The organism is Streptomyces coeruleorubidus, from assembly GCF_008705135.1.
GTDB classification, from domain to species: domain Bacteria; phylum Actinomycetota; class Actinomycetes; order Streptomycetales; family Streptomycetaceae; genus Streptomyces; species Streptomyces coeruleofuscus.
The window spans coordinates 4,561,558-4,574,089 of record NZ_CP023694.1 but is presented as its reverse complement, the minus strand read 5'-3'; the positions used below and the strand labels follow the sequence as shown (position 1 = coordinate 4,574,089).

The window sequence follows — 12,532 nt, the reverse complement described above, 5'->3', positions numbered from 1 at the left end:
TGTGAAACCCGACTAAATCTGTCCGCGTGTCCGAGCGCAATAGGTTTCGGGTGTCGACCCGGAATCTTTCCCGGAAATTTTCGTGTGTGGGCCGGTCGATGCAGGATCGTGATGACCGTCACGTAGATTCCTACAAGTCGACGCGCGTAGAAATTTTGTGCGGGTAGTCTGAAGGAACCTGCTCAGCACCACACACCGGGAGTGCCAGTGGCACGCGTCGTAGTCGACGTCATGCTCAAGCCGGAGATCCTCGACCCCCAGGGCCAGGCGGTGCAGCGCGCACTGCCGCGGCTGGGTTTCGAAGGGATCTCGGACGTCCGCCAGGGAAAGCGTTTCGAACTGGAAGTTGACGGGCCGGTCGACGAGGCCGCCCTCGCCCGCATTCACGATCTTGCGGAGTCGTTCCTCGCGAACACCGTGATCGAGGACTTCACGGTCCGGGTCGAGGAAGTCGCGGAGGCCGTGAAGTGACCGCTCGTATTGGCGTCGTCACTTTCCCCGGCAGTCTGGACGACCGGGACACCCAGCGCGCGATCCGGCTCGCGGGCGCCGAGCCGGTCGCCCTGTGGCACAAGGACAAGGACCTCAAGCAGGTCGACGCCGTGGTGCTGTGCGGTGGATTCTCCTACGGCGACTATCTGCGCGCCGGGGCCATCGCCCGTTTCTCGCCGGTCATGGAGCCGCTGATCGAGCAGGCGAAGGCCGGCCTCCCGGTCCTCGGCATCTGCAACGGCTTCCAGATCCTCACCGAGGCCCATCTGCTGCCCGGCACGATGCTGCGCAACAACCACCTGCACTTCATCTGCCGTGACCAGAAGCTGCGCGTGGAGAACGCCGAGACGGCCTGGACCAGCGATTACACCGCCGGCCAGGAGATCCACATCCCGCTGAAGAACATCGACGGGCAGTACGTCGCCGACCAGCACACGCTGGACACGCTGGAGTCCGAGGGCCGGGTCGCCTTCCGGTACCTGGACGTCAACCCCAACGGCTCGAACAACGACATCGCGGGTGTCGCCAACGAGGCCGGCAACGTCGTGGGCCTCATGCCGCACCCCGAGCACGCCGTCGAGCCGCTGATCGGTACCGGTCGTACCGACGGTCTCCCGTTCTTCACCTCGATCCTCAAGAAGCTGGTCAACGCATGAGCCGGACGCCTCTGGACACGGTCGAGCACGCGGCCGCGACCCCCGACGTCGAGCTGCCCTGGGCCGAACTGGGCCTGAAGAAGGACGAGTACGAGCGCGTGGTCGAGATCCTCGGCCGCCGGCCCACCGGTGCCGAGCTCGCCATGTACTCGGTGATGTGGTCGGAGCACTGCTCGTACAAGAGCAGCAAGGTGCACCTGCGCCAGTTCGGCGAGAAGGCACCCGAGAACGACGCCATGCTCGTCGGCATCGGCGAGAACGCCGGTGTGGTCGACGTCGGCCAGGGTTACGCGGTCACCTTCAAGGTCGAGTCGCACAACCACCCGTCGTACGTCGAGCCCTACCAGGGCGCGGCCACCGGTGTCGGCGGCATCGTCCGCGACATCATCGCCATGGGCGCCCGCCCGGTCGCGGTCGTCGACCCGCTGCGCTTCGGCGCCGCCGACCACCCCGACACCAAGCGCGTCCTGCCGGGTGTCGTCGCGGGCATCGGCGGCTACGGCAACTGCCTGGGCCTGCCCAACATCGGCGGCGAGGTCGTCTTCGACTCCTGCTACCAGGGCAACCCGCTGGTCAACGCCGGGTGCATCGGCGTGATGCGGCACGAGGACATCCACCTCGCGAAGGCGTCCGGCGCCGGCAACAAGGTCATCCTGTACGGGGCCCGGACCGGCGGCGACGGCATCGGCGGCGCCTCGATCCTGGCCTCCGAGACCTTCGACGACGCCAAGCCCTCGAAGCGCCCGGCCGTCCAGGTCGGCGACCCCTTCCAGGAGAAGCTCCTCATCGAGTGCACCCTGGAGGCCTTCCGGGAGAAGCTCGTCGTCGGCATCCAGGACCTCGGCGCGGCCGGCCTGTCCTGCGCCACCTCCGAGCTCGCCTCGAACGGCTCCGGCGGCATGCGCGTGACGCTGGACGACGTCCCCCTGCGCGACTCGACGCTCTCGCCCGAGGAGATCCTCATGAGCGAGTCGCAGGAGCGCATGTGCGCGGTCGTCGAGCCGGGGAAGGTCGACCGCTTCCTGGAGATCTGCGAGAAGTGGGACGTCATCGCCACCGTCATCGGTGAGGTGACCGACGGCGACCGCCTGGAGATCTACTGGCACGGCGGCAAGATCGTCGATGTCGACCCGCGCACGGTGGCCCACGAGGGCCCGGTCTACGAGCGCCCGTACGCCCGCCCGTCCTGGCAGGACGCCCTCCAGGCGGACGACGCGAACAAGCTCCCGCGCCCGGCGACGAGCGAGGAGCTGAAGGACCAGGTCCTGAAGCTCGTCGGCTCCCCGAACCAGGCCTCCAAGTCCTGGATCACGAGCCAGTACGACCACTTCGTGCAGGGCAACACGGTCCTCGCCCAGCCCGAGGACTCCGGCATGATCCGGATCGACGAGGAGACCGGCCTCGGCGTGGCCCTGGCCACGGACGGCAACGGCCGGTACGCCAAGCTCGACCCGTACACGGGCGCGCAGCTGGCCCTCGCCGAGGCCTACCGCAACGTCGCGACCACCGGCGCCAAGCCGCTGGCCGTCTCCGACTGCCTGAACTTCGGCTCCCCCGAGGACCCGGCGGTGATGTGGCAGTTCGCGGAGGCCGTGCGCGGTCTGGCGGACGCCTGCCAGCAGCTCGGCACGCCGGTCACCGGCGGCAACGTGTCCCTCTACAACCAGACGGGCGAGGCGGCCATCCACCCGACCCCGGTCGTCGCGGTCCTGGGCGTCATCGACGACGTCGCCCGCCGCACCCCGGTCGCCTTCCAGGAGGAGGGCCAGCTGCTGTACCTCCTCGGCGACACGCGTGAGGAGTTCGGCGGCTCGGCCTGGTCGCAGGTCGTCCACGACCACCTCGGCGGCCTCCCCCCGAAGGTCGACCTGGAGCGCGAGCGCCTGCTCGCCGAGATCCTGATCGCCGCCTCCCGCGACGGCATGATCGACTCCGCGCACGACCTGTCCGACGGCGGTCTGATCCAGGCGGTCGTCGAGTCGGCGCTGCTCGGCGGCAAGGGCGCCCGCCTGATCGTCCCGGACGGTCTGGACGCCTTCACCTTCCTCTTCTCGGAGTCGGCGGGCCGCGCGGTCGTGGCCGTGCCGCGCTCGGAGGAGGTCCGCTTCAACGACATGTGCGGCGCGCGGGGCCTGCCGGCCACCCGCATCGGTGTCGTGGACGGCGACTCGGTGGACGTCCAGGGCGAGTTCACCCTCTCCCTGACCGAACTGCGCGAGATCCACGAGGGGACGATCCCGGCGCTGCTGGCGTAGCGCCCGAGGCAGCACGAGGAGGCCCCGCCTGTCCTGGTGACCGGCGGGGCCTCCGCATGTCCTGGGCCCGTTCACCGCTGCACATCCGGCAGATGGAGGGTCCCGGCCCGCGGTGAGCGTCCTAGGCTGACGCCATGCCCCCGGCCAAGAAGCGCACCCGCAGCTACGACCCAGCCAAGATCCGCACGGCCGTGTCCGCCCAGTTCGGGAACGTACGGCAGGCCGTCCGCGCCCTCGGCGCCGAGCAGTTGGCGCGTCCGACGCGGCTCGGTGACTGGACGGTCAGGGAGCTGGCGGCGCACGTGACGCTGGCCGTGGAGAGCGTCAGCCGCAACCTCGACCGCGAGGAGCCGGCGAAGGCGGAGCTCGCCCTCCTCGACTGGCCCTTCGCCACCGCCGCCCGTGCCGCCGGCATCGCCGACGACACCCGGCGGCTCGCCGAGGCCCATCCCGACCTCGACGCCCTCTACGCCGACGTCGGGGAACGCCTGACCCAGAAGCTGGCGGACGCCCCCGGCACCCGCCTGCTCGCCACGCGCACGGGCGCCATGACCCTCGCCGACTACCTCGTCACCCGCACCGTCGAACTCGTCGTCCACACCGACGACCTCAACGCCGCCGTCCCGGGCCTGGACATCCCCTACGACCGTCAGGCCCTCGCCGCCTGCACCCGGCTGCTCGCCGACGCGCTGGCCGCCAAGGCACCCGGCGGCTCGACGGAGGTACGGGTTCCGCCGTTCGCGGTCGTGCAGTGCGTGGAAGGCCCGAGGCACACCCGGGGCACCCCGCCCAACGTCGTGGAGACGGACCCGCTGACCTGGATCCGGCTGGCGACCGGGCGGCTGGCCTGGGCGCAGGCCCTTCAGGACGCTCGCGTCAGCGCCGGCGGGGAGCGGGCGGATCTGTCCGCCTTCCTGCCGCTGATGGGATGACCGGCGGCACAGGAGGGAACCGGCGCCATAAGGGGAACCGATCCCCCCGGGTCCCCCGTCGAAGTGGCATGGACAGGCAGAAGCAGCGCATGACCCTGACGGCCGCCGCCATGCTCGTCCCGCTCATGGCGGCCTGCGGCAACGAGAAGGCGGACAGCGGCAGCGGTTCGGTCCGTGCCGAGAAGCCGGTGACGGGCGTGCGGTGGAGCGTGGACAGCGTCACCGCGGACGGCCGGACCCACAAGGCCCCGACCGGCGCCCACGTGACCATCGACAAGGGCCGGGCCGAGGGCAGCTACGGCTGCAACAACTTCGGCGCCGAGGCCACCGTCGACGGCGACCGCATCCGGCTCAGCAAGACCATGTCCACGGAGATGGCCTGCGAGAACAAGCCCATGGAGTTCGAGGAGACGCTCGCCCGCACCCTCTCCGACCGGGAGTTCAGGGCCCGGGTGGACGGCGACCGCCTCACCCTCACCACCGACCAGGGGGACACCGTCCGCCTGACCGAGGCCGAGGACGCCCCGCTCAGCGGCACCAAGTGGACCGTCACGACCCCTCGGACCGACGGCCGTGCCCACCTCACCTTCGACGAGAAGAAGGGCACCGTCTCGGGCAGCCTCGGCTGCAACAAGGTGAACGCCGAGGCCACCGTCCGCGACGGCGATATCACCCTCGGCCGCCCGTCCACGACCCGAATGATGTGCGAAGACTCACTCATGTCCGACGAGAAGGCCCTGCTGCGACTTTTCGACGGGAAGCTGAAGTACGGAGTGGATCATCAAACTCTGACGCTGACCAGCGAAAACGGCACGAGTGTGCGAGCCGTCGCCGAGCAGTGATCCACTGAAAAGTCCGGTATCCCCAATTCGGACCAGTGGGCGACCTCGCCTACACTCGGTTGCGTGCCACGTGGTGACGGACGACTCAACCACGACCTGCTCCCCGGTGAGAAGGGCCCCCAGGACGCTTGCGGCGTCTTCGGTGTCTGGGCTCCGGGCGAAGAGGTCGCCAAGCTCACGTACTTCGGGCTCTACGCCCTCCAGCATCGAGGCCAGGAATCCGCGGGAATCGCGGTCAGCAACGGCTCACAGATCCTCGTCTTCAAGGACATGGGCCTGGTCTCCCAGGTCTTCGACGAGACCTCCCTCGGTTCGCTCCAGGGTCACATCGCGGTCGGTCACGCCCGCTACTCGACCACCGGTGCCTCCGTGTGGGAGAACGCCCAGCCGACGTTCCGCGCGACCGCGCACGGTTCCATCGCGCTCGGCCACAACGGCAACCTCGTCAACACCGCCCAGCTCGCCGAGATGGTCGCCGACCTGCCCAAGCAGGAGGGCGGCCGCACGCCGCGCGTGGCGGCCACCAACGACACCGACCTGCTCACCGCGCTCCTCGCGGCCCAGGTCGACGAGGACGGCAAGCCGCTGACCATCGAGGAAGCGGCCGGCCAGGTCCTTCCGCAGGTGCGCGGCGCCTTCAGCCTCGTCTTCATGGACGAGAACACCCTCTACGCGGCCCGCGACCCGCAGGGCATCCGCCCCCTGGTCCTCGGCCGTCTCGAGCGCGGCTGGGTCGTGGCCTCGGAGTCCGCGGCCCTGGACATCTGCGGCGCCTCCTACGTCCGCGAGATCGAGCCGGGCGAGTTCGTCGCCATCGACGAGAACGGCCTGCGCACGTCCCGGTTCGCGGAAGCGAAGCCCAAGGGCTGTGTCTTCGAGTACGTGTACCTGGCCCGCCCGGACACCGACATCGCCGGCCGGAACGTCTACCTCTCCCGCGTGGAGATGGGCCGCAAGCTCGCGAAGGAAGCCCCGGTCGAGGCCGACCTGGTCATAGCGACCCCGGAGTCCGGCACCCCGGCGGCCATCGGTTACGCCGAGGCCTCCGGCATCCCCTTCGGCGCCGGTCTGGTGAAGAACGCCTACGTCGGCCGTACGTTCATCCAGCCCTCGCAGACCATCCGCCAGCTGGGCATCCGCCTGAAGCTGAACCCGCTGAAGGAAGTCATCAAGGGCAAGCGCCTGGTCGTCGTCGACGACTCGATCGTGCGCGGCAACACCCAGCGGGCCCTGGTCCGCATGCTCCGCGAGGCGGGCGCCGCCGAGGTCCACATCCGGATCTCCTCGCCGCCCGTGAAGTGGCCCTGCTTCTTCGGCATCGACTTCGCCACCCGCGCCGAGCTCATCGCCAACGGCATGACGATCGACGAGATCGGCACCTCCCTGGGCGCCGACTCCCTGGCCTACATCTCCATCGACGGCATGATCGAGGCGACCACCATCGCCAAGCCGAACCTGTGCCGCGCCTGCTTCGACGGCGAGTACCCGATGGAGCTCCCCGACCCCGAGCTGCTCGGCAAGCAGCTCCTGGAGACGGAGCTGGCCGCCGGCCCGGCCGCCACGGCCGCCGCCGACGCGATCCGCCGCCCGTAGGCAGCCCGCAATACCTGCTGTACGACACGAAGGTTCTCATTAGCCATGTCTGAGACAACTGGTGCCAGCTACGCAGCCGCGGGCGTCGACATCGAAGCGGGCGACCGCGCCGTCGAGCTGATGAAGGAGTGGGTGAAGAAGGCCCAGCGCCCCGAGGTCCTCGGCGGCCTCGGCGGCTTCGCCGGCCTCTTCGACGCCTCCGCCCTGAAGAACTACGAGCGGCCCCTGCTCGCCTCCGCCACGGACGGCGTCGGCACCAAGGTCGACATCGCCCGCCAGCTCGGCGTCTACGACACGATCGGCCACGACCTGGTCGCCATGGTCATGGACGACATCGTGGTGTGCGGCGCCGAGCCGCTGTTCATGACCGACTACATCTGCGTCGGCAAGGTCCACCCCGAGCGTGTCGCCGCCATCGTCAAGGGCATCGCCGAGGGCTGTGTGCTGGCCGGCTGCGCCCTGGTCGGCGGTGAGACGGCCGAGCATCCGGGCCTGCTGGGCGAGGACGACTTCGACGTCGCCGGCGCCGGCACGGGCGTCGTGGAGGCCGACCGGCTGCTCGGCGCGGATCGTATCCGTACGGGTGACGCGGTGATCGCCATGGCGTCCTCCGGTCTTCACTCGAACGGGTACTCCCTCGTCCGGCACGTCCTGCTGAACCAGGCGGGCCTGGCCCTGGACACCCACATCGAAGAGTTCGGCCGCACCCTCGGCGAGGAGCTGCTGGAGCCGACGAAGATCTACTCGCTGGACTGCCTGGCCCTGATGCGCACCACCGAGGTGCACGCCTTCAGCCATGTCACCGGCGGCGGACTCGCGGCCAACCTCGCCCGGGTCGTCCCCGACGAGCTGCACGCGATCGTCGACCGCTCCACCTGGACCCCGGGTCCGGTCTTCGACCTCGTCGGCCGGACGGGGAACGTCGAGCGCCTGGAGCTGGAGAAGACCCTGAACATGGGCGTCGGCATGATCGCGATCGTGCCGCAGGAGTCCACGGACGTGGCCCTGGCGACCCTGGCCGACCGCGGCGTGGACGCCTGGGTGGCAGGCGAGATCACGGACCGGGGCGAGCACACCACCGGTGCCGCCCTGATCGGTGACTACGCGAACTGAGGCACGGAGGGCCGTGACCCTGCGGGCAGCACAGAACCCGGTCGGTGACCGAAGTCACCGACCGGGTGAGTGCTCAGTGCAGGGTCAAGCGCCGCGACGGTGTTGCGAGGACTGATCGTCCTCGTCTTCATCGTCGTCCTCGTAGAGGTCGGCGTACCGTGCGTACAGGTCGTCGTCCTGATCATCGTCCTCGAACGGCCCGCCGTTAGGCGGCTGCGGATTCGAAGGCGATGCACCCAGCTCCTCGGCCAGGCGTGAGAGGTCAGTCCCACCGCTGTTGTACTTCAGCTGGCGGGCGACCTTCGTCTGCTTGGCCTTGGCCCGGCCGCGCCCCATGGCTCGACCCCCTCAACGACGGGGCTCGACGGCCCCAGAGTCTTGACACGCGTTCATGGTCCGGCACGGACTCTCCGCGGAGAGACCGGTCCGTAGGGCTTCCACGGTACCTGAGCCCGCGCCCATACGGTACGTCGCCCGCATGACGTGCCCGCGCCCAGGACCTTCGAGGCGCCCCGTCCTCGCTGGTCAACCGCGATTTTAACCACTTATCGGCGGTCGACCCGCCGGTAGAAGTGAGAGTTCTCTCTAACTGCCCACCGACGGGTACCGGCCAAACGTACGAGAGGGCTCCCGGATCAGCGCGCCCGGCGGGCCGCGGCCGCGTCGTGCATGCGCTGCTCGGCGATCCGGTCGGCTGCGGCAGCCGGCGGAATGCCGTCTTCCTTCGCACGTGCGAATATGGCCAGCGTGGTGTCGAAGATCTTCGCCGCCTTCGCCTTGCACCGCTCGAAGTCGAAGCCGTGCAGCTCGTCGGCCACCTGGATGACGCCGCCGGCGTTCACCACGTAGTCCGGCGCGTAGAGGATCCCGCGGTCGGCGAGGTCCTTCTCCACGCCCGGGTGGGCGAGCTGGTTGTTGGCGGCGCCGCAGACCACCTCGGCGGTCAGCACGGGCACGGTGTCGTCGTCCAGTGCCCCGCCCAGCGCGCAGGGGGCGTAGATGCCCAGGCCGTCGATGCGGATCAGCTCGGCGGTGTCCTTCACGGCCATGACGTCCCGGTGCCGCTCGGTGATCCGCCGTACGGCGTCCTCGCGCACGTCCGTGACGAAGACCTCGGCGCCCTCCTTCACCAGGTGCTCCACCAGGTGGTGGCCGACCTTGCCGACGCCGGCGATGCCGACCCGCTTCGCGCGCAGCGAGGGGTCGCCCCACAGGTGCTGCGCGGAGGCCCGCATGCCCTGGTAGACGCCGTAGGCGGTGAGGACGGAGGAGTCACCGGCGCCGCCGTTCTCCGGGGAGCGGCCGGTGGTCCAGCGGCACTCGCGGGCCACGACGTCCATGTCGGCGACGTATGTGCCGACGTCGCAGGCGGTGACGTACCGGCCGCCGAGGGAGGCGACGAACCGGCCGTAGGCGAGGAGCAGCTCCTCGGTCTTGATCCGCTCCGGGTCACCGATGATCACGGCTTTGCCGCCACCGTGGTCGAGACCGGCCATGGCGTTCTTGTACGACATCCCGCGGGCGAGGTTCAGCGCGTCGGCGACGGCCTCGGCCTCGTTCGCGTACGGGTAGAAGCGCGTACCGCCGAGCGCGGGGCCCAGGGCGGTGGAGTGGATGGCGATGACGGCCTTGAGGCCGCTCGCGCGGTCCTGGCAGAGCACGACTTGCTCATGACCGCCCTGGTCCGAGTGGAACAGGGTGTGCAGTACATCAGCAGGTGCGCCGGTTACGTCGGTCACTGTGGTGACTCCTGAGTAAGTTGCGGCGGGTGGAGACCAGCTCCCGTGCGGGTGGCGGGGACTGTGAGCACGAGATTAGAGCCTGGTGCGCCCGCCGGCCGCACCGTGCTCAGGATCACCTCCGACCGGAGTACAGCCGTGCGACGATTTGCATAGATTTCCCGCGCTTTTGTGAGTGGTCCCGCAGGTTTTCGCGACGATGGGCGGGGGAGGGAGCAGGCGTGCCCAAGGTGTCCTCGGTGATCGTCCCCTACGCGACCTATCTGCGCGTGTACGAACCGCTGGCCGCCTTCCCGGAGCCGGAGCGCAGTCACTGGGCCCGCTACGCGCGCCGTCCCGACCGTCCCTCGTACCAGGACGAACTCCGGCGTGCCCTGGCCGACTTGGCGCCCACCCCGCCGGTCCTGGTGCCGGTGCACGAGAGCCAGGACGCCTTCGTGCTGGACGTCGACGGCGTCGTCTGCGTCTGCCCCTGGCGCACCCGGCTGCGCGGCTGGCAGGCCCTGGAAGAGCTCTCCGAGGAGCTCCCGCCGCCCGTCCTGGACGCGGTCCTGCCGCCTTTCCTGCGCCACCAGGCGGCCCAGGACTACGAGCGCTGGCTGGGGGAGAACCCGGACGCCCGGCCGTGGATCCGTACGGCGACCTGGCAGGTGCCGATCAACTGGTTCGTGCTGGTCGCCGACGAGGAGCGCGAGTACGACAAGGGCGACAGCGAGGACAGCCCGCCGGTGCTGCGCTACCGCACTCCCATGGTCCAGGCCCGGCGGCGCGTGGCCCGGGGCCTGCGGGCCCTGAAGGAGGCCATGGACGAGGGGCCGCTGATCGACGGCCTGGTGGACGTCGGGCGCTGGCTGGAGGAGTTCCACCCGCGCTCGCTCGTGGAGCTGGACTACGGCGGCCTGGTGCACGCCCTGCCGGCCGGGGCGCTGGAGCACGACCACTCGGCCGCGGACGTGGCCGAGGGCATCGCCGCGCTGCGCCGGGGCGACGGGGCGGTCGCGGGGGAGGCGTACGCCCGGCTGGTGGACCGGTGGCGTTCCGTCCGCGATCTGCGGTCGGCGAACTGACCTCTGACCTTCGGTTCCTACGGACCGCTCGCGACCGGTCACGAACAGGCGTTTGACGTACCGCCCGTTTTGGGGTTTCGTCCTCGCACCGACGTTCCTGAAGTGCGCTCTGCGTCTACTGACGCCTTGTCAACAACGGACGTAGGTTCCGATCCGGGCGTACCTCTCAAGTAGGCCAAACGTGACGGACTGCACGTACATGACCCTTGCGCCCCTTGCCCCTCCTCATGCCAAAATAGGACAAGGAGTCCGGGGGGCTCCTTCCGTCCCGTTGTGCTGCATCGTGGGCGGAATCTCAGCATTGCACGCTTTGGGGGGTCTCGTGACTCCTGATCGCCCTGTGACTGATCGTCACAGTGGCGTGACTGTCCGCTATGGCATGGTCCATCGGCTTCCGTCGCTGATGAACACCTGGGAGGGCAATTCCATCGGTTTGGCCGACGCGGCTGGACAGATGGTGTAGTTGTAGTGCCGAGGACAAGCCGTTCGTCCTATAACCGACTCGACTCGCGTCCGCCATTTCGGGCAACGCGGGTCAAGGTGCAGAATTTAGAGGAAAGAACCGAGAAGGTTCGGTTCTCCCGAGGAGGCCGCTCATGACCGCTCGCACCCCTGATGCCGAGCCGCTGCTGACCCCGGCTGAGGTCGCCACCATGTTCCGCGTCGACCCCAAGACGGTCACGCGGTGGGCGAAGGCCGGCAAGCTCACGTCGATCCGCACGCTCGGCGGGCATCGCCGCTACCGCGAGGCCGAGGTCCGCGCTCTGCTCGCGGGCATTCCGCAGCAGCGCAGCGAGGCCTGAACAACTGAATAACCGGGCAAACCGGCTGGTCCCCCATCAGCCGAGACGTCCGGAACCACAGCTCCAAGCGACGCGGGTCCTGCCCCAACAGGCCCCATGCCCACGCCAGTCAGAGCTCTCCAGGCATATACAGGGTGCGTCGTCGGTCGCGCTGGACTCCGCCGGGTCCAGCGCGACTTTTTTGTGCGCCGGCTGTCGGTCCGCTGAGCCCCGTTGTGAGCGGCCTTGTCGGAGTCTGGGGAGGGGTGTCGGATCCCCTGTGTGCAGCACCGTCGAACAGGGTGCAATTGCACATATTAAATTGACCTGTTGTAGGCGGGGTGTAAGTACCGCACTTTCCAAAACTCATGCGGTGACACCCGTCACATACCGAGCGGCTTGTTAGCTCCACCGCGGGTGCGGTAGTGGAACTCCCGACTCCAGAATCCCCTGTGCGGACGGGTGTTGGGACCGGCCCCCGGTCACGCCCGCGCCGGGCTCTCGTTCTCGACGGCCCCCTGGGAGGCCTGGGCGGTGCGAGGGGCGGACTGGGCGGACTCCATCGCCAGCCGCAGCAGGCGATGGCAGATCGGGCAGTGGCGAGTGAGATGCCGGTACGACGACGCGGCCGCCAGGTGCGCACGGAGCAGGGCCCGCGTCTCGTGCCTAGCCGATGCCGCCATACGCCACCTCCAGAAGGCCGAACGGGAACGGCCCTGGTTTCTGGGTACCGAGGGAATGACAGGCCGTCAAGACGGCGTGAGGGGCCGCGAGGGGGTGTCTCGCAGGTCAGGGGCGCACAAAGGAACCTGAACGCGGCGGGGCCCGGGCGACGAGGAGAGCCCGGATCCGAAGATCCGGGCTCTCCTCGTCGCGGTCATGAGAAAGGGCCCGCACCCCTCGCGGGATGCGGGCCCTCTTTCCTCACTGCGGTCCTGACGGGATTTGAACCCGCGGCCTCCACCTTGACAGGGTGGCGAGCACTCCAAACTGCTCCACAGGACCAGGTTTCGCGGCGCCATTCGTGCGTTGCGCTGCGAGAAGAGACTGTACAGGAGGGT

12 protein-coding genes and 1 tRNA gene are annotated in these 12,532 nt (G+C 69.2%); 9 read left to right on the top strand and 4 right to left on the bottom strand.

Translation table 11 applies throughout. The features are described from left to right. Window positions 1-207: 207 nt before the first annotated feature. The 7 genes from purS to purM all read left to right on the top strand — a co-directional run bounded on the left by purS (window position 208) and on the right by purM (window position 7,883). On the top strand, window positions 208-471 hold the full coding sequence (gene purS / locus CP976_RS21115; protein ID WP_010045045.1) for a phosphoribosylformylglycinamidine synthase subunit PurS: 264 nt from the start codon (window positions 208-210) through the stop codon (window positions 469-471). After that, a complete protein-coding gene (gene purQ, locus CP976_RS21110) occupies window positions 468-1,148 on the top strand; it encodes a phosphoribosylformylglycinamidine synthase subunit PurQ (protein WP_150481789.1) in 681 nt (226 codons plus the stop codon). Before purS ends, purQ begins: the two co-directional genes overlap by 4 nt. Next, the gene (purL, locus tag CP976_RS21105; RefSeq protein ID WP_150481788.1) at window positions 1,145-3,403 is read left to right on the top strand and encodes a phosphoribosylformylglycinamidine synthase subunit PurL; all 2,259 of its coding nucleotides are present in this window, start codon (window positions 1,145-1,147) and stop codon (window positions 3,401-3,403) included. Before purQ ends, purL begins: the two co-directional genes overlap by 4 nt. 134 nt (window positions 3,404-3,537) lie before the next feature. Then, a complete protein-coding gene (locus CP976_RS21100; protein WP_150481787.1) occupies window positions 3,538-4,335 on the top strand; it encodes a maleylpyruvate isomerase family mycothiol-dependent enzyme in 798 nt (265 codons plus the stop codon). A gap of 68 nt (window positions 4,336-4,403) precedes the next feature. Then, entirely contained in the window at window positions 4,404-5,177 is a 774-nt protein-coding gene (locus CP976_RS21095) for an META domain-containing protein (protein WP_150481786.1), read from the top strand. Between the two features lie 63 nt (window positions 5,178-5,240). Further along, entirely contained in the window at window positions 5,241-6,770 is a 1,530-nt protein-coding gene (gene purF, locus CP976_RS21090) for an amidophosphoribosyltransferase (RefSeq protein WP_150481785.1), read from the top strand. Between the two features lie 45 nt (window positions 6,771-6,815). Further along, window positions 6,816-7,883 (top strand): phosphoribosylformylglycinamidine cyclo-ligase, encoded by a 1,068-nt coding sequence (gene purM / locus CP976_RS21085; protein WP_150481784.1) that lies wholly within the window; start codon window positions 6,816-6,818, stop codon window positions 7,881-7,883. 84 nt (window positions 7,884-7,967) lie between these two features. Here the strand turns inward: purM and CP976_RS21080 are convergent, their stop codons facing one another. Beyond that, entirely contained in the window at window positions 7,968-8,219 is a 252-nt protein-coding gene (locus tag CP976_RS21080) for a DUF3073 domain-containing protein (RefSeq protein ID WP_020277200.1), read from the bottom strand. A 299-nt stretch (window positions 8,220-8,518) separates the two neighbouring features. After that, complete coding sequence (locus CP976_RS21075) at window positions 8,519-9,622, bottom strand: Leu/Phe/Val dehydrogenase (RefSeq protein ID WP_150481783.1); 1,104 nt, start codon at window positions 9,620-9,622, stop codon at window positions 8,519-8,521. Window positions 9,623-9,843: 221 nt separating this feature from the next. On the opposite strand from CP976_RS21075, the gene CP976_RS21070 reads away from it, so the two are divergent. Together CP976_RS21070 and bldC are read left to right on the top strand one after the other, a co-directional pair. After that, a complete protein-coding gene (locus tag CP976_RS21070; RefSeq protein WP_150481782.1) occupies window positions 9,844-10,689 on the top strand; it encodes a DUF8083 family protein in 846 nt (281 codons plus the stop codon). Window positions 10,690-11,285: 596 nt separating this feature from the next. Continuing rightward, window positions 11,286-11,492, top strand: coding sequence for a developmental transcriptional regulator BldC (gene bldC, locus CP976_RS21065; protein ID WP_003949541.1), 207 nt, complete (start codon window positions 11,286-11,288; stop codon window positions 11,490-11,492). 461 nt (window positions 11,493-11,953) lie between these two features. On the opposite strand, the gene CP976_RS21060 is transcribed toward bldC, so the two are convergent. Both CP976_RS21060 and CP976_RS21055 read right to left on the bottom strand, forming a co-directional pair. Beyond that, window positions 11,954-12,154, bottom strand: coding sequence for a DUF6274 family protein (locus CP976_RS21060; RefSeq protein WP_150481781.1), 201 nt, complete (start codon window positions 12,152-12,154; stop codon window positions 11,954-11,956). A gap of 247 nt (window positions 12,155-12,401) precedes the next feature. Then, window positions 12,402-12,476: transfer RNA gene (locus CP976_RS21055), tRNA-Asp, on the bottom strand. Between the last annotated feature and the right edge of the window lie 56 nt (window positions 12,477-12,532).